Genomic DNA, 17366 nt, shown 5'->3' with positions numbered 1-17366 from the left:
GCCGCCCCATCCGTCAGCGGTCGCCGCCGACCCCCGCGGCGCCGGCCGCCAGGCGCTTCAGCCGCTCGAGGTCGACGTCCTGGAGCACCGTGAGCTTCTGCGTTTCGAGCGAGCCCTCGGCGTGGATCGCCAGGACTTCCAGATACCCGCCGAGATCCGACGCCACGAGATCCCGCAGCAGGTTGATGACGCGGAGGCGGTCCCCGGCGCCGACGCCGTCGCGGCCGCCAAGCGCGCCCTCGAACAGACGCCGGACCTCCGGGTTCTCCCAGTCCTCTTCCATCGGTCCGGTCACGAGCAGGCCGCCGGCGAGATCCTGCACGTCGCGGACGGCGTCGTGATAGCCGTGCGCGAACTGGTATTTCGCCGCGTTCGCAAGCGCGACGTCCGGGACGGCGATGCCGCCGACCTCGCGCGCGCCGGCCGCGGCGGCGGTGCCGAGCCCGCGCGTGGTCTGCAGGTAGAGGGCGAGGCGCGCCAGTTTGTCCCGCACGTGCGCCGCCCCGAGCAGGCCGTGGTAGTCGGCGATGAGGGCGGCGCCCCCAAGCAGCAGCTCGAGCAGCGGCCCCTTGTATGAGACGGCCGTGAAGCGGTGGAACTCCACGAACGTCCGGGCGAGCGCTCCCGCGGCCCGCCATTCCCCGCACAGGAAGACCCGGTCCCAGGGGACCAGGACGTCGTCGAACACGGTGAGCGACTCCGTCAGGCTGTACCGGCTGCTCAGGGGGTTGTCGAACGCGCCGGTGGCCCCGAAGCCGCGGGCGCTCGCGATCATCGTCAGGCCGGGCGTCGCGGCGGGGACGGCGAACGCGACGGCGTAGTCGGCGTCGGCTTCGCCCATCGCGCGCGTCGGCAGCACGAAGATCTCATTCGCGAACACCGCGTTGGTCGTGTGCGCCTTCACGCCCCGCACGACGAGCCCCTCCGGCGTCTCGCGGACCCGATGAACGTAGGCGTCCGGATGCCTCTGGTCCGACGGCCGCCTCGCCCGGTCGCCCTTCGCGTCGGTTTGGGCGACCGCCATGGCCAGGTCGCCGTCGCGGCACCGCTCGTACAGCGCCCAGACCCGGGGCGCGTACGCCGTGCCCGCTTCGCGGTCGAGGCCCGCGGTCACGATCATGAGCGCGAACAGCGCGTCGGTGCCGATCTCTTTGATGAGCGGCACAAACGAGCGCGCCTCGCGCGTGACGTGCTCGATCAGATCGCGGCGCCGGAGCAGGTCCTCGCCCGAGCGCGGGATCGCGAAGTACCGGCTCATCGGTCCGCCGTCCGGCCCCGGCACGACGAGCAGGGCGTCGTCGGGGCGCTCGTGCGCCAGCCGGAAGTCGATCGCGACGTGCCGCGCGCCGCGGCCGAGATGCGGGTGGACCGTCACGTCGTCGACCTGCTCGCCGCGGTAGACGACGCGGCGTCCGTCGCGAAGGCTCGAGAGGAACCGCTCGGGACTACGAAGAGGCATCGGCATCTCCCCCAGGGGGATCCGGCGTCGGGGGGCCCGCGGACGGCGCCGCCCGGAGCACGTACTTCTGGATCTTGCCGGTCGCCGTTTTGGGCAGCGCCTCCATCAGGTCGACGATCTTCGGCGCCTTGAAATGCGCCAGCCGCGCCCGGCAGAACGCGATCAACTCGGCGACGGTCGCCCGCGCCCCGGGCCGGAGGACGACGTAGGCCCGCGGTACTTCTCCCCACACCGGATCCGGCGAGGCCACGACCGCGGCTTCCAGCACCGCGGGGTGCTGGTAGAGCACGCCCTCGACTTGCACCGAGGAGATGTTCTCGCCCCCGCTGATGATGAGATCCTTCTTGCGGTCCACGATCTCGAGGTAGCCGTCGGGATGCACGACGGCGAGATCGCCGGTGTGGAACCAGCCGCCGGCCGTCGCGGCCGCGGTGGCCTCAGGATCCCGATAGTACCCCGGCGTGACGGTCGGCCCGCGCACGACGATCTCGCCGATCTCCGCCCCGTCGCGCGCCACGTCGCTGAGATCCTCACGCGCGACGCGCACGCGGCCGGCGGCGATCTGGCCCACGCCCTGCCGCGCCTTGATCGCGGCGCGCTCCGCGAGCGGCAGGGTGTCCCAGGCCGCGCGCCACTCGCACACGGTGAGCCACGGCCCGGTCTCGGTGAGGCCGTAGACGTGCACGATCTCGAACCCCAACTCTTCCTCGCACCGCGTGATCAGGGCCGCCGGCGGCGGCGCCCCGCCGACGTACCACCGCACGCGCTGCCGGGGCCGCCAGCCGCGCGTGCTTGAATCTCCGCCGAGCATGACGAGCACGGTCGGCGCGGCGAAGGCGACGGTGACGCCTTCGGCGTCGATGAGCCGGACCACCGCGGGCGGGTCGACGCGGGGCAGGCACACCTGTCGCGCGCCCGCGGCGGCCATGGCCCACACGCCGCCCCACCCGTTCACGTGAAACATCGGCAGCGTGTGGAGGTAGACGTCGGCGGCGGTGAGGCGCGCGTGGACCACCACGTCGAGGACGTTGAGCGCCGTCTGCCGGTGGGTCATCACGACGCCCTTCGGGCGTCCGGACGTCCCGCTGGTGTAATTGATGGTGATCGCGGCGCTCTCATCGACCTCGTCGACTGCCTCGAGAAGCCGCCGGGCGCCCCCGGCCGGGACCGCGGCGATCAGCTCTTCCACGGTCGGCGCCGGCCTGCCCCCTCCAGGGGGCTCCGCGGAGAGCAGCACGAGACGCCGGCCGGCCTCGTCACAGAGCCCGCCGGCGAGATCGGCAAAGGCCGGGTCGGCCAGCACCATGCGGCAGTCGCTGTGCCCGAGGATGTAACGATACTCCGCCGGGCCGAGGCGCGTGTTCAGCGGCACGAGCACGGCCCCGGCGAGCGGGACGGCGGTGTAGCACTCGAGGGCCCGGTGGGTGTTCGGCGCGAGCACCGCGACCCGGTCCCCCGGCGCGAGGGCCGCGCGCAGGCCGGCGGCGAGGCGCAGGCACCGGTCGGCGAACTCCCCGTACCGGTACCGCGTGTCGCCGTCGACGACGGCGGGCCAATCCGCGTAGACGTCCGCGGCGCGGCGAAAGAATTGCAGGGGCGACAACGGGGCCCGCACGCGGGCGGTTTTCTGCGGTGCGGAAATCGGCCCCTGCTCGGGGCCCGCGGTCAGCCGCGCTCGACGGTTCCGGCCGGCGCGCTTACCGGACGCGGCCCGGCCGCCGGCGCCGGTGTGTCCTTCGGCACGAGCCGCCAGAACTTCGGCAGCCACGAGCGCCACTCGTCGAGCAGCGCCCAGGCCCGGGCGCTGCCGGTCGCTTCCGCGTGCGCCAGCACCAGCCCGCGGAGCCGCGCCGCGTCTGCCGGGTCGTCCACGCGCTGCGCGGTGACGAGCCCGGGATGATAGCGCCGGGTGAACCGTCCGTCGGCGTCGAGCACGAACGCGATGCCGCCGGTCATGCCGGCGCCGAAATTCCGTCCGGTCTCGCCGAGCACGACCACCGCGCCGCCGGTCATGTACTCGCAGCCGTGGTCGCCCACGCCCTCGACGACGGCGACGGCACCGCTGTTGCGGACCGCGAACCTTTCCCCGGCCCGGCCGGCGGCGAAGAACCGTCCGCCCGTCGCGCCATACAGCACGGTGTTCCCGACGATCACGTGCCGGTGGGACGCGGCCCGCAGAACCTCCGGCGGCCGGATCGCGAGTTCCCCGCCGGTCATGCCCTTGCCGGCGTAGTCGTTGACCTCCCCCGTCAGCACGAGGCGCATGCCGGACACGCACCACGCGCCGAACGACTGGCCCGCGGTCCCGGAGAAGCGGAGGGTGATCGTCCCGTCCGGCAGTCCGGCGTCGCCGTACCGCCGGGCGATCGCCGCCGCGATGCGGCCGCCGACCGCCCGGTCGCCGTTTGTAATGCCGAACTCGCGGTCGACCGGCCGGCCGTCGAGAATCGCGTCGCGGATCTCGAGCAGGATGTGATCGTCATACGGCGTCCCGGGCCGGTCGTTGCGGTCCTGGCGTTGGCGGCGGGCCCGCGTGCCGGACGGGTCCGGATCGGCGAGGATCGGCGCGAGCGTGAGGCGGCGCGCCCGGCCCGAGGCGAGGTCCGCGCGCACGCGCAGCAGATCCGCGCGTCCGACGATCTCGTCGACCGAGCGGAAGCCGAGCGACGCGAGGATGCGCCGCACGTCCTCGGCCACACCGAGGAAAAAGCGGATCACGCGCTCCGGCGTCCCGGGAAACTTGGCGCGCAGGTCGTCCCGTTGGGTGGCGATGCCGACGGGGCAGGTGTTGAGGTGGCATTGCCGCGCCATCACGCAGCCGAGCGCCACGACCGCCGCGCTGGCGAACCCGAACTCCTCGGCGCCGAGCATCGCGGCGACGACGACGTCCCGGCCGGTCTTGAGCCCCCCGTCGACCCGCACGCGCACCCGGCCGCGCAGGTTGTTCGCGACGAGGGTCTGCTGCGTCTCGGCCAGGCCGAGTTCCCACGGCACGCCCGCGTTCTTGATCGAATCAAGCGGCGAGGCGCCGGTCCCGCCGTCACAGCCGGCGATGTGGACCGTGTCGGCGTAGGCCTTGGCCACCCCGGCCGCGATCGTCCCGACGCCGGCCTCGCTGACGAGCTTCACCGAGACCCGCGCGCTCGGATTGCCCTGCTTCAGGTCGTAGATAAGCTGCGCGAGATCCTCGATGCTGTAGATGTCGTGGTGGGGGGGCGGCGAGATCAGCGTGATTCCGGGCTGCGAGCGCCGGATCCGGGCGATTTCCTCGCTGACCTTGTTCCCCGGGATCTGGCCGCCCTCGCCCGGCTTGCTCCCCTGCGCGATCTTGATTTCGAGCTCCTGCGCGGAGGCCAGGTACGCCGCGGTGACGCCGAAGCGCCCGGACGCGATCTGCTTGATCGCGGAGTTGGCCGAATCCCCGTTCGGCCGCGGCGCGTACCGGGCGGGGTCCTCCCCGCCTTCGCCGCTCGCGCTGCGGGCGCCGAGGCGGTTGGCGGCGACGGCAAGCGTCTCGTGCGCCTCGCGGCTGAGCGAGCCGTGCGACATCGACGACACGATGAACCGCCGGACGATCGACGCGGCCGGCTCCACGTCGTGCAGCTCGATCGGGGTGCGCCCGTGCAGCTCGAGCAGATCGCGCAGCGCGGTGGGCGGCCGGTGCGTGACTTCCCAGGCGTACGCGAGGTAGTCCTCCTCGGCGCCGTTGAGCGTGAGCCGGTGCAGTCCCCGCAGGACGTTCGGATGGAAGGCGTGGTAGTCGCCGCCCTTGCGGAAGCGGAACATGCCCGGATCCCCGAGCCCCGGGACGGCGCCCGCCGCCCAGGCCTCGCGGTGGCGCGCCAGCGTGTCGTCGCCGACCTCGGCGAGGCCGATCCCGCCGAGCCGCGACGGCGTGCCGGTGAGCGCGAACTCCACCAGCGCGTGCTCCAGCCCGACGGCTTCGAAGATCGCCGCCCCGTGGTAGCTGCTGATCGTCGAAATGCCCATCTTGGACATGATCTTGAGCAGACCGGCTTCGAGCGCGCGGCGGTAGCGGTCCAGCGCCTCAGCGGGGGCGAGCCCCTGGCGCCGCCCCTCGTCCGCCACCACGTCGTAGGCCAGCGCGGGACACACGGCGCTCGCGCCGTAGCCGATCAACAGAGCGATGTGGTGGACGTCGCGCGCCTCGTCGGTTTCGACAATGAGGCTCGTGCTCATCCGCACCCCGCGGCGGATCAGCGCTTGATGCACGGCGCCGACGGCCAGCACAGCCGGAATCGGCGCGCGGGCCGCGTCGGCCCGCCGGTCGGAGAGCACGAGCAACGCCGTCCCCTCCTCCACCTGATACGCGGCGTCGTCGCAGAGCCGCACGAGCGCGCGCTCGAGCCCGTCCAGCCCCTCGGCCGCCGGGAACACCGCATCGAGGGTCCGGAGGCGGAAGCGGTCGCCGAGACCCGCAAGGACGGTGAGATCGTCCGGCGCGAGAATCGGGCTCTCCAGCTCGACGAGGCGGGCGTGCGCCGGAGTTTCCGCGAGCCGACTCGGCCGCGCGCCGGCCAGCGTGCGCAGCGACATCACGAGTCGCTCGCGCAGGGGATCGATGGGGGGGTTGGTCACCTGTGCGAAGCGCTGCTTCAGGTAGTGGGCGACGAGCCGCGGCCGGACCCCGAGCACCGCGGGCGGCGTGTCGTCGCCCATCGAGCCGACGGGATCCTTGGCCTCGCCGAGCATGGGCAGGAGAATGCGCTGGATCTCTTCGCGCGTGTAGCCGAACAGCACCATGCGGCGCTGCCTGTCGGCGCCCCCGTCAGGGGGCGCGGCAGGGTCCGGCTTCACGGCGCGCGCCGCCGCGTCCGGACGGGCCCGCTCCTTCGCCAGCCACGCACCGTACGGCCGCCCCGCGGCCGCTTCCGCCTTGATCACCTCATCGGGCAGGATGCGCCCGGCGACGGTGTCGACGGCGATCATCCGCCCGGGACCGAGGCGCCCCTTCTCGACCACGCGCGTCGCGTCCAAGTCGACGACGCCGGCCTCGCTCGCGACAATGACCAAACCGTCCTCGGTGACGGCGTACCGGGCCGGGCGGAGACCGTTGCGGTCGAGCGTGGCCGCGGCGTACCGGCCGTCGGAGAAGGCGAGCGCGGCCGGTCCGTCCCACGGCTCCATGATCCCCGCGTGAAAATCGTAGAAGGCGCGGACCTCGGCCGGCATCTCCGCGTGATGCTCCCACGCCTCAGGGACGAGCATCATCATCGCGTGCAGCGTGTCGCGCCCGGACCGGACGAGCAGCTCGAGCATGTTGTCCAGCATCGCGCTGTCGCTGCCCCCGCGCTGGATCACGGGCAGGAGGTCGCGCATCCGCTCCCGCCAGACGGACGAGCGGGCCTGGCCTTCGTGCGCCGCCGCCCAGGTCACGTTGCCCGAGAGCGTGTTGATCTCGCCGTTGTGGGCGAGGAACCGGAACGGCTGCGCGAGCGGCCAGCTCGGGAACGTGTTGGTGCTGTACCGCTGGTGGAACAGCGCGAGCGCTGTCTCGTACCGCGGGTCGCGCAGGTCCGGATAGAACCGCGCGAGCTGCGGGGCGACGAACATGCCCTTGTAGACGACCGTGCGGTGCGAGCACGAGGCGATATAGGTGCCGTCGATCCGCTCCGCCTCGAGCCGGCGCTCGATGATCCGCCGCGCGAGGTACAGCGCCCGCTCGAAATCGTCCGCGCCGAGCCGCTCCGGCCTCCCCACGAGCGCCTGATGGATGTCGGGGCGGGTGCGCGCGGCCTGCGCGCCGAGCGCGCTCTGGGCCACCGGCACCGGCCGCCACCCGAAGAAGACGAGGCCCTCCCGCGTGACGACGTCCTCGATGACCGCGCGCGCGCGCGCCTGGACGCGCACGTCGCGCGGCAGGAATACCATCGCGACGCCGAGGTCCGCGTGGCGGGGCGCGTGGACGCCGAGGCGGTACAGATCGGGGAGCAGCAGCCGGTGCGGAATCTGCGTGAGCACGCCCGCGCCGTCGCCGGTCTTGCCGTCGGCCGAGACGGCGCCGCGGTGCGTCAGGCGAGTGACGGCTTCGAGCGCGATTTCGAGCACGGCGTGGCTGCGTCCGGCCGTGGTCGCGACGAACCCGGTGCCGCACGCGTCGTGTTCGAACCGTGGGTCGCGCAGACCCGACACCACCCGTCGCCTCCTATCTGAGCGCGTCGGCCAGCGCGTCGACACGCCGCCTACGGCGTGAGCCAGAACGTCCAGGACCGCCCGGATCAACGGCACGGGCTGCTACACACGTCTGAGCGCGTCGGCCCGCGGGTATACAAAAAAGCCCGCGCGAGAGTCCAAAAAGAGGAACCCTCCCTCGGGCTTTTGTCCCGACGGTGTAGCGGCTGTGACAGGCCGCCTGCGCCGCTCGGTCCTGGCCGGCTCCCGGGCCGCGGAACCCTAGGCGCACTCCCTCCCGCCGGCGTCCGGGCCGGCTGGTGAGCGATATGCGATTATCTCTCTATCCGTTGGTATCAGATTCCCGAAGGCTTGTCAAGGAATCCGCAGAAACGTTCGGCGTCCGGGGAGCTACGATCCGCGCCGGTAGGCGATCTGCCCGCGGGCAACCGTCAACACCACGTCCCCGTCGCGCCCCAGCACCACGAGATCGGCGTCCATTCCGGGGGCGATGCGGCCCTTCCGGCGGTGCAGCCCGAGCACTTTGGCCGGCGTGAACGACGCGGCCTGCACCGCGTCCCGGCGGCTCACGCCCGCGGCCCCGGCGAAGTTCTGCACGGCCCGGTGCAGCTGGAGCACGCTGCCGGCGAGGCTGCCGTCGGGGAGCCGCGGCACGCCGTCTCTCACGTCGATCGTCTGCGCCCCCAGGGTGAACGACCCCCGGCCCATCCCGGCGGCAGAGACCGCATCCGTCACGAGCGCCACGCGGCTCATGCCGGCCGCGTGCGCGGTCAGCGCCAGCACGGCGGGATGCACATGCGCGAGGTCGGCGATCACGCCGAGCGTAAGCGCCGGCGTCACGAGCGCGCCGCCGGCGGCGCCCGGCTCCCGATGGTGAATGCCGCGCATCGCGTTGAACAGGTGCGTCACGAGGCGCGCGCCCCACCGCGCGGCCGCCTGCACGTCGTCGAAGGCCGCGTCGGTGTGTCCGATCGCGACGACGACCCCGGCTTCCACGAGCCATCGGACGGCGGGCTCGGCGTTCTCCAGTTCGGGCGCGAGGGTCATGATCCGCACGGTGCCCTCGAGCCGGCGGACGGTCTCGGCGATCTCGTCGACGTCCGGGGACCGGAGATCCTGCGCGCGGTGCGCGCCGCGGCGCAGCGGATTGAGGTACGGGCCTTCGAGATGCACGCCGAGAATCTCCGGCAGCGCGCCCGGACGGCGCATCGCCGCGGCGGCGATCTCCCCGGCGCGCCGCATCTCCTCGAGCGGCGCGCTCGTGATCGTGGGCACGTAGGCCGTGACGCCGGTCGCCGCGAGGTAGCGGCCGAGGGTGTCGTACGCCGCCGCCCCCGCGCGCAGGCAGTCGACGCCGGCGCCGCCGTTGACTTGGAGATCGATCAAGCCCGGGATCAGCGTGGCGTCGGGGAACGAGAGGCCCCCCCTCGGGGCCGCCTCGGCGGAGACGCGCACAATGCGGCCGTCTTCGATCACGACGACGCCTGGGGTGAGATCACGGTCGGCGGCGAGCACCGTGCCGGCGGAAACGATCATCTCCGCGTGCTTCCGGCCCGCGCGCGATGCTTCCTGCGGCAGGCGCGGCGCGGCGCACCGGAGAACTCAGGACCGTGACGGTTCGACCGCTGCGCGCCGCGGACCTGGAGGCCTGCGCGGCGATCATGTCCGGGCTGCCGCTGTGGCGGCAGTACGGCGTGACTGCGCGTGAGGCGCGCGAGACGTTCGCCGCGGCGCTGGCCGGCGACGCGCGGGTACAGGTGGCGGACGACGGCGCGCGCCTCGTGGGCTTCGTCGAGTATCTCCTGCGGGGCACCTTCGGGCACAGCGGGTACGTATGGGCCGTCGGCGTCGCCGCGGACGCGCAGGGGCGCGGGGTCGGCCGGCTTCTGATGGACGCCGCGGAAGCGGAGATCTTTGCGACGGGGCCCAACGTCTTTCTGCTGGTCACCGCGGCGAACGACCGGGCCCGGCGCTTCTACGAGCGCCGGGGCTACCGGCGGATCGGCGAGCTGCCCGACTACGTCCGGCCGGGCGTCACCGAGGTGCTCTACCGGAAGACGCGCGGTCCGATCCGCGCCCCCGCCCGAGGGGCGCCCGGAGGACCTGCCCCCGTCGGGGGCGGCGCTCGAGACCGCGACAGACCAGGGGGTGATCGATGACGGTACGAAGGTTCGCCTGGCTTCTCCTCGCACTCGCGATCGCGATCCCGGCGCAGGTCCTGCGCGCGGGCGCGGCGCCGGGTCCCGTGACGCTGACGCTCGGCGTCGATCAGGAGGTCGTCGGCCTGGACCCCAACAAGGTGACGGCCTTCTCCTCCTTCCGGCGCATCGACCTCCTCTACAACCGGCTCGTCCGGTACGACGCCGGCCTGCACGTCGTCGGCGACCTCGCCGAGTCGTGGGATACGCCCGACCTGCGAACGTACATCTTCCACCTGCGTCGGGGCGTCCGGTTCCACGACGGCGCCGAACTCACGGCCGACGACGTCGTCTTCACCATCCAGCGCATCCTCGATCCCAAGACGGCCTCGCCGGCCCGGTCGTACCTGGACGCGGTCGACGGGGTGACCGCGGTCGACCGGTATACGGTGCGGCTGCATCTCGCCTACCCGCTTGCCTCCGTCCTCTCCGGGCTGACCTCCGGCAACGCCTCGATCGTGGAGAAGACCGCGGTCCTCCGCGCGGGCGATCTGCAGAAGACCGAGGCGGGCACGGGCCCGTTTATGCTGGCGCAGTGGGTGCCGGACAACTATATGCGCCTCGCGCGGAACCCCCGCTACTTCAAGCGCGGCCTGCCGAAGGTCGACGAGGTGGTCATCCGGGTGATCCCGGAGCAGGCCTCGCTGCTCGCCGGCGTGCGGAGCCGCAGCCTCGACATGGCGACGATTTCCGACGGCAGCGTCGTCAAGCAAGCCATGGGCGACCGCGGCCTGGCCGTCCAACAGGCGCCGAGCCTGAACCTCCGCATCTTCTCGTTCAACACGACCCGGCGGCCGTTTACCGACCCGCGGGTGCGCGACGCGATCGCCTACGCCATTGACCGGCAGGCGATCGTGAACGCGGCGGAGTTCGGCATGGGCGTCGTGAGCGGCCCGATCCCGGCACCCGACAAGGTGTGGGCCCTGCCGGTGCGCGACTTTCCGGAGTACCGGCCGGATCCGGCGCGCGCCAAGCAGATGCTTCAGCAGGCGGGCGCGGCCGGCGCATCGTTCACGATCACCGCCTCGCCGACCTATGAGGGGGGCCTCGCCGTCGCCGAAGTGATCCAGAGTCAGCTGCGCGCCGCCGGCCTCAACCCCACGATTCAAAACGTCGAATGGGGACAGTACATCAACCTGTGGGTGAAGCGCGACTTCGACGCGATGGTCGAGCTCCGCGGCGGCGATCCCGATCCGGACCGCTTCCTCTACCGCACGTTCTACAGCACCGGGGCGGTCAACAACTTTCTGTTCAAGGACGCGGCCGTCGACCGGCTGCTCGATCGCGGCCGGGTCCACGTCTCCGTCGACGAGCGGGCGCCGATCTACCACGACCTGGAACGCCAGCTGGTGCGCCAGGCGCCCGCGGTCTTTCTCTATACGCCGATGGAATCGCAGGTGCTCCAGCCCTACGTCAAGGGCTTCCGGCTCGTGCCGACGGGCGCGATCACCTACCTGGAGGAGACGTCCGTCCAGCGCTAGCGGAGCCGTCCGGGCGACGGAGATTCACGCCGTGAGCCGGGCCGCGTGACCGCGTTTCTCGCGGGCCGGCTCCTCACGCTCGTCCCCGTCCTGTGGGGCGTCTCGATCGTCGTGTTTCTGCTCGTCCACCTGCTGCCGGGGAATGCGATCCAGATGTTCCTCGGCACGCAGGTGGCGATGACGCCGGCGCAGATGGACGAGCTCCGCCGGCTCTTCGGCCTCGACAAGCCGCTGCTGCTGCAGTACGCGGACTGGATCGGGCACGTGCTGCGGGGCGACTTCGGCGTCTCCCTGCGGACGAGCCGCCCCGTGCTCCCCGACATCCTGGCGCGGCTGCCGCTCAGTGCGGAGATCACCCTGCTGGCCCTCCTCATCGCGCTTGTGATCGCCGTCCCGATCGGGATCGCGGCCGCGCTCCGGCGCGGCTCCGCGGCCGACGCGGCCATCCAGTTGGGCGGGCTCGCGGGCCTCAGCATCCCGAATTTCTGGCTCGCGACCATGCTGCTCTTGGTGCTGGGCAACGCCGGATCGATCGCCTCGATCGGCATCTACGTCGGGTTCTTTGCGGACCCGGCGAAGAATCTCGCGGTGATGCTGCTCCCGTCGTTCTCGCTCGGGATCGCGCTGGCCGCGGTGATCATGCGCTTCCTCCGGTCGTCCCTGCTCGAAGTGCTCGGACAGGACTACGTTCGGACGGCGCGCGCCAAGGGACTCCGCGGACGTCTGGTCCTGTACCGGCACGTGCTGCGGAACGCGCTGATCCCGGTCATCACCGTCGTCGGCTTCCAGGCCGGCTACCTCTTGGGCGGGACCGTCGTCATCGAGGAGGTCTTCGCGCTCCCCGGCATGGGCCGGCTCGCGCTCGCGGCGATCGGCCAGCGCGACTACCCGGTCGTGCAGGGGGTCGTCCTCGTTATCGCGCTGCTGTTCGTCCTCGTCAACCTCGCCGTGGACCTGCTCTACGCGGTGGTGGATCCCCGGGTGCGGTACGCCTGAGCCCGATGGCAACGTCCGCGCTCGAGAAGACCGCCGCCGCCCGGCGGCAGCCCGGACCGGTCCGGCGGCGGGCGACGGCCGTCGTCCGGATGGCGCGGACGCCGCTCGCGGTGGCCGGCGGCGCGATCGTCGCCGCCTATCTGCTTGCGGCGCTCGGAGTCCCGGCGCTGTCGCCGCACGATCCGCTCCAGATGCAGCCGCAGTCGCTCCTGGCACCGCCGGGAGCCGGGCACCCTTTCGGCACCGACCAGTTCGGCCGGGACCTGCTGGCGCGCCTCCTCTACGGCTCCCGGTCGTCGCTCGCGGTCGCCTTCGGGTCCGTGATCCTGGCGCTCGGCGCCGGCGGGCTCGCCGGCCTCGTCGGCGGCTACCGGGGCGGCATCCTCGACAACGTGCTGATGCGCACGATGGACGTGATCTTCGCCTTTCCCGCGGTCCTCCTCGCGATCTCGATCATGGCCGTCGCGGGGACCGCCGTCACGAACGTCATCGCGGCCATTGGGATCGTCTACACGCCGCAGTTCGCCCGGGTGACCCGGGCGAGCGTGCTGGAAACGCGGGGCCGCGAATACGTGGAGGCGGCGAACGCGCTCGGAGCGGGGACGGTGCGGATCCTCGCCCGGCACGTGCTGCCCAACATCTCCGCCCCGCTCATCGTGCAGACGTCGCTCAGCCTGTCGTTCGCGATCCTCACCGAATCGGCGCTGAGCTTCCTCGGACTCGGCACGCAGCCGCCGACGCCCTCGTGGGGCAACATGCTGGCGGAGGCGCGGCGGTTCATGGTCCTTGCACCCTGGACCGCGGTCTTTCCGGGGGCCGCGATCGCGCTGATCGTGCTCGGCTTCAACCTGCTCGGCGACGGACTCCGCGATGTGCTCGATCCGCGGCTCCGTCTGTGACGAGGACGGTGCGCCCGCGGAAGGAGATGGGATGATGCCGCAGGATGAACGCGCCACCGAAGCGGCCAACCCGGCGACCCGCGACTTCGATCTGCTGCCGGTGCTCGAACAGGCGCGCCTGATGAACGCGGAGGACCACCGGGTCCCCGAGGCCGTCGCGGCGACGCTCCCCGCAATCGCGACCGCCGTCGCGCGCATCGGCGCCGCCCTCGAAGCCGGCGGGCGGCTGCTGTACGTGGGCGCGGGAACGAGCGGACGCCTCGCGACGCTCGACGCCGTGGAGTGTCCGCCCACCTTCGGCACCGCGCCCGAGACGGTGCAGGCGATCATTGCCGGCGGGCCGCGGGCGCTCGTGGAGGCCGTCGAAGGCGCGGAAGACGACGCCGCGGCCGGGGCCGCCGAAATGGACGCGCGCGGCGTGGGAGGGGCCGACGTCGTGGTCGGGATCGCGGCGAGCGGTGAGACCCCGTTCACCGTCGGCGCCGTTCGCCGGGCGCGGGAGCGGGGCGCCTGGACCGCCGGCATCGCGTGCAACGGCGGGTCCTCGCTCGAAGCCGCGTGCGACCTCGCGATCACGCCGCTCGTCGGCCCGGAGGTGATCGGCGGCAGCACCCGCCTCAAGGCCGGAACCGCCCAGAAGCTGGTCCTCAACATGCTGAGCACGCTCGCGATGGCGCGCCTCGGCAAAGTGTACGGCAACCTCATGATCGACCTGCGCGCCACGAACGCGAAGTTGCGCCGGCGGGCGGCCCGCATCGTGGCCGCGGCGGCCGGGGTCGGGGAAGATCGCGCCGCGGCAGCCCTCGCCGCCTCCGGCGGCCACGCGCGGGTTGCGATCCTGATGCTACGGCTGGGGCTCGACGCGGAGGCGGCGCGGGCGCGGCTCGCGCGCGCCGGCGGGTCGCTGCGCCGGGCGCTCGGCGAGGCGTCTTGATGGCATGGCCCTGGCTCGACGCGATCCTCGCCCGCCCGACGAAACGCATCGTGGGACTCATCTCCGGCACGTCGGCGGACGGCATCGCCGCGGCCGTCGCGGAGATCACGGACGGGGAGGGACGCGACTGCGACCGCCCCGGCGTCGTCCTTCGCGGATTCCTATCGTCGCCCTATCCCGGCGAAGTGCGGCGGCGCGTCCTGCGGGCGTGCGTGGATCCGTTGACCACGCAGGCCCTCGCCTCACTCAGTTACCTGGTCGGCGAGTTGTTCGCCGACGCGGCGCGGGAGACGGTCCGGACGGCCGGCCTGCGCCTCGACGAGATCGACCTGATCGCCTCGCACGGACAGACCGTGGCGCACGTCGGCGTGCCCGACCCGGCGGACCCGCTCGGCCGGGCCGCCACGCTGCAGATCGCGGAACCGGCGGTCATCGCCGCCCGGACCCGCCGCCCCGTCGTCGCCGACTTCCGCGCCGCGGACATCGCCGCCGGCGGACAGGCGGCGCCGTTCGTTCCCTACGCGGACCTGCTGCTGCTCGGCGGGCCGCGCGGCCGGATCGCGCTCAACCTCGGCGGCATCGCGAACTTCACGGTCCTGCCGGCGAATCCCCGGCGCGACGACGTCTACGCGTTCGACTGCGGGCCGGCCAACATGGTGATCGACGGCCTGGTGGGGCATTTCAGCGGCGGGGCGGAAACGTTCGACCGGGACGGGCGCCGCGCCGCGCGGGGGACGGTCCGGACCGAGGTCCTGGACGAGTGGATGCGCGATCCCTTCGTCGCGGCCGCGCCGCCCAAGACCGCCGGCCACGAACAGTACGGTCAGGCCTATCTCCGCGCGCTGTTGTCGCGGTGGGGCGACCTGCCGACCGATGACCTCGTGGCCACCGCGACGGCGTTCGCCGCCGGCGCGGTGGCCCGGAACATCACGCGCTACGTGACGCCGAGGCACGCGATCGACGAGCTCATCGTCTCGGGCGGGGGCGCGCACAATCCCGTGTTGATGGACCGCCTCGCGCGGGCCGTGGCACCGATTCGCGTCCGGCGGATCGACGAGTTCGGGATCCCGGGGGATGCGAAGGAAGCGCTCGCCTTCGCGCTGCTGGGGCATGCGAGTCTGATGGGCCGCCCCGGCGCGCTGCCGCGGGTGACCGGCGCGGCATACGCGGCGATCCTCGGCACGTGGACCTGGCCCCCGCCGCACCGGGACCCCTTGTGACGCGGCGCGCCCGGTGACCGCGGATCGCTTTGTTGAGGCCGTCCGTGTGCTCGGGGACGGCGTCGGGACGGCGTATCCGGGGGCCGTCCTCGCGGTGCTGTGGCGCGGCGAGGTCGCGGTGCGATACGCGGCCGGCCGGACCGCGGCGCGCGCCGGCGCGCCGGCGGCCGCGCCGGACACGATCTACGATCTTGCCTCGCTGACCAAGGTCGCCGCGACGGTGCCGTTGATTTTGCAAGGGGTGGCGGAAGGCCGGCTCGCCCTCGACGACCCGGTCCCGGCGCACCTGCCAGAGTGCCCGCACCACAACGTGACGATCCGGCATCTCCTGACGCACACGTCGGGACTGCCGGCGTGGATTCCGTTCTACCTGGAGGCGGCGGGTGCCGAGGCGATCGTGCGGCGGGCCGCGGCCACCTCGCTCGTGGCCCGGCCCGGAGCCCAGGTCACGTACAGCGACATCGGGTTCATCTTGCTCGGAGAGATCGCCCGGCGCACGCTTGGAGAACCTCTCGACGTCCTGGCCGCGCGCCGCGTCTTTGCGCCGCTCGGGATGACGCAGACCGGCTACCGGCCCGCGGCCGGCGGCGACGTGCACGGCGGCGGCGCCGGCGACAGGGCGCGGATCGCCCCGACGGAGGACGGGACCGCGATCGAACAGCACATGACCGACGACCCGCAGTGGGCGGAGGCGGGACACCGTCATACCTGGCGCCGCTACCTGATTTGGGGAGAAGTCCATGACAGCAACGCGCACGGGATGGGCGGCGTCTCGGGCCACGCGGGGCTCTTCGGGATCGCGGACGACCTCGTGCGCTATGCGCGGATGTGGCTCGCGGACGGCCGGGGACCGCGGGGGCGCGTGCTCGAGCGGGCGCTGGTGCGAGAGGCGATCACGCCCGAGACCCCTCCGCCCGGCCGCCGGGGCCTGGGGTGGGCGCTTACCGGCAGCCACGGCTGGTGGGGCGACGCGCTCTCCCCGCGCGCGTTCGGTCACACCGGGTTCACCGGCACGGCGATCGTGATCGATCCGCCGCGCGATCTGGCGATCGTGCTGCTCTCCAACGCGGTACATCTCGGACGCGACCGCACCGGCATTCTCACCCTGCGGCCGGCGGTCGCCGCGGCGGTCGCCGCCGCGATCACCTAAGCCCCGCTATACCCATGCTTTCCATCGAATCAAAATCGATCAAAGGAAGAAGACTACGATGGCGACAATGTTCATCAAAGGTGCGAGACTCGTCAACGCAGCGAGACGGTAATCCCCCCTCTTGAACAATAGCCATGAACTGATCATGGATGCGGGAGACACGATCGCGAGGCCGAAGCCGGCGGAAGCAATAATTATGAGCCGCCAGAGGCCGTGTTCAAGGCCAAAGCCTCCCGGCGCAATTAAGTATCCGGTGATGAAGGAGAAGAAGAATGACACTCCGGAGACGAATGTCATGGCGATCAAGACGACCCGTGCACCATGCGCCGTGGGCATCAAATACCTGAGCGTAAGTCCGGCGATCAGAACCAGCAGGACCAGGCCATAGGATGCGCGGGCTCCGATCCCCGGGGAGTCCGGAGGCATGGTCAGTGACCACGGCCTTGTCGTCGCCACAACGCGGCCCGAGGCCGTATCTATTATTGAGACCGTTCCACTTCCGGAATTCGCGACGTAGACATCCTTGCCTGACGGAGCGACTGCCAAGCCGCCTGGTGTGTCTCCAACCTTTATCGTCGCGGTGACCGTGCGGCCTGCGAGATCGAGGACCGACACCCTTCCCTTATCGAAGTCAGAGACGTAAGCGCGCTCCCCCGATGGATCGAAGGCGACGGCTCCGGGATATCCGCTTCCGGGGATCTCGGACACGACCGTGGCCGCCGCCGCATCGATGATCGCCACCATATTCTGCGACTCCGCCACGTTAAACCCAACTATCACCGTCCTCCCGGTAGGATCGACGGCGAGGCTGCTGAATGTCGGCTCGTAGACTCCCGGGCCCATGACAGGCGGCCGGTTCCAGACCCGAATTGTCCG

Annotated in this window: 12 protein-coding genes; 7 read left to right on the top strand and 5 right to left on the bottom strand. The window is 72.1% G+C overall.

All coding sequences use genetic code 11. The features are described from left to right. Positions 1-13 precede the first annotated feature (13 nt). From VGZ23_14985 to nagA, 4 genes are all read right to left on the bottom strand, one after another. On the bottom strand, positions 14-1459 hold the full coding sequence (locus VGZ23_14985; GenBank protein HEV2358895.1) for a 4-hydroxyphenylacetate 3-hydroxylase N-terminal domain-containing protein: 1446 nt from the start codon (positions 1457-1459) through the stop codon (positions 14-16). Next, positions 1446-3074 (bottom strand): long-chain-fatty-acid--CoA ligase, encoded by a 1629-nt coding sequence (locus VGZ23_14980; GenBank protein HEV2358894.1) that lies wholly within the window; start codon positions 3072-3074, stop codon positions 1446-1448. Before VGZ23_14980 ends, VGZ23_14985 begins: the two co-directional genes overlap by 14 nt. Positions 3075-3124: 50 nt before the next feature. After that, entirely contained in the window at positions 3125-7615 is a 4491-nt protein-coding gene (gene gltB / locus VGZ23_14975; protein ID HEV2358893.1) for a glutamate synthase large subunit, read from the bottom strand. A gap of 387 nt (positions 7616-8002) precedes the next feature. Then, positions 8003-9148: an N-acetylglucosamine-6-phosphate deacetylase gene (gene nagA / locus VGZ23_14970; protein ID HEV2358892.1), complete on the bottom strand. Its 1146-nt coding sequence runs from the start codon at positions 9146-9148 to the stop codon at positions 8003-8005. A gap of 74 nt (positions 9149-9222) precedes the next feature. Here nagA and VGZ23_14965 point away from each other — a divergent pair, with 74 nt between their 5' ends. The 7 genes from VGZ23_14965 (at position 9223) to VGZ23_14935 (ending at position 16490) form a co-directional block, all read left to right on the top strand. Continuing rightward, positions 9223-9771, top strand: a complete 549-nt coding sequence (locus VGZ23_14965; GenBank protein HEV2358891.1) for a GNAT family N-acetyltransferase — start codon at positions 9223-9225, stop codon at positions 9769-9771. After that, positions 9768-11291, top strand: a complete 1524-nt coding sequence (locus VGZ23_14960) for an ABC transporter substrate-binding protein (GenBank protein HEV2358890.1) — start codon at positions 9768-9770, stop codon at positions 11289-11291. Before VGZ23_14965 ends, VGZ23_14960 begins: the two co-directional genes overlap by 4 nt. A gap of 45 nt (positions 11292-11336) precedes the next feature. After that, positions 11337-12287, top strand: a complete 951-nt coding sequence (locus VGZ23_14955; GenBank protein HEV2358889.1) for an ABC transporter permease — start codon at positions 11337-11339, stop codon at positions 12285-12287. A gap of 89 nt (positions 12288-12376) precedes the next feature. Continuing rightward, positions 12377-13186 (top strand): ABC transporter permease, encoded by an 810-nt coding sequence (locus VGZ23_14950; protein ID HEV2358888.1) that lies wholly within the window; start codon positions 12377-12379, stop codon positions 13184-13186. A 31-nt stretch (positions 13187-13217) separates the two neighbouring features. After that, complete coding sequence (murQ, locus tag VGZ23_14945; protein ID HEV2358887.1) at positions 13218-14120, top strand: N-acetylmuramic acid 6-phosphate etherase; 903 nt, start codon at positions 13218-13220, stop codon at positions 14118-14120. Beyond that, entirely contained in the window at positions 14120-15340 is a 1221-nt protein-coding gene (locus tag VGZ23_14940; GenBank protein ID HEV2358886.1) for an anhydro-N-acetylmuramic acid kinase, read from the top strand. The genes murQ and VGZ23_14940 overlap by 1 nt, the downstream gene beginning before the upstream one ends. 13 nt (positions 15341-15353) lie before the next feature. Beyond that, positions 15354-16490: a serine hydrolase domain-containing protein gene (locus VGZ23_14935; GenBank protein HEV2358885.1), complete on the top strand. Its 1137-nt coding sequence runs from the start codon at positions 15354-15356 to the stop codon at positions 16488-16490. 39 nt (positions 16491-16529) lie between these two features. On the opposite strand, the gene VGZ23_14930 is transcribed toward VGZ23_14935, so the two are convergent. Continuing rightward, positions 16530-17366: hypothetical protein (locus VGZ23_14930; protein HEV2358884.1), on the bottom strand; the 837-nt coding region annotated here is incomplete at its 5' end.

It is taken from the genome of bacterium (assembly GCA_035945995.1).
Taxonomy (GTDB): domain Bacteria; phylum Sysuimicrobiota; class Sysuimicrobiia; order Sysuimicrobiales; family Segetimicrobiaceae; genus DASSJF01.
The sequence above is the reverse complement of the archived record's forward strand: the minus strand, read 5'-3'. Positions and strand labels throughout refer to the sequence as shown.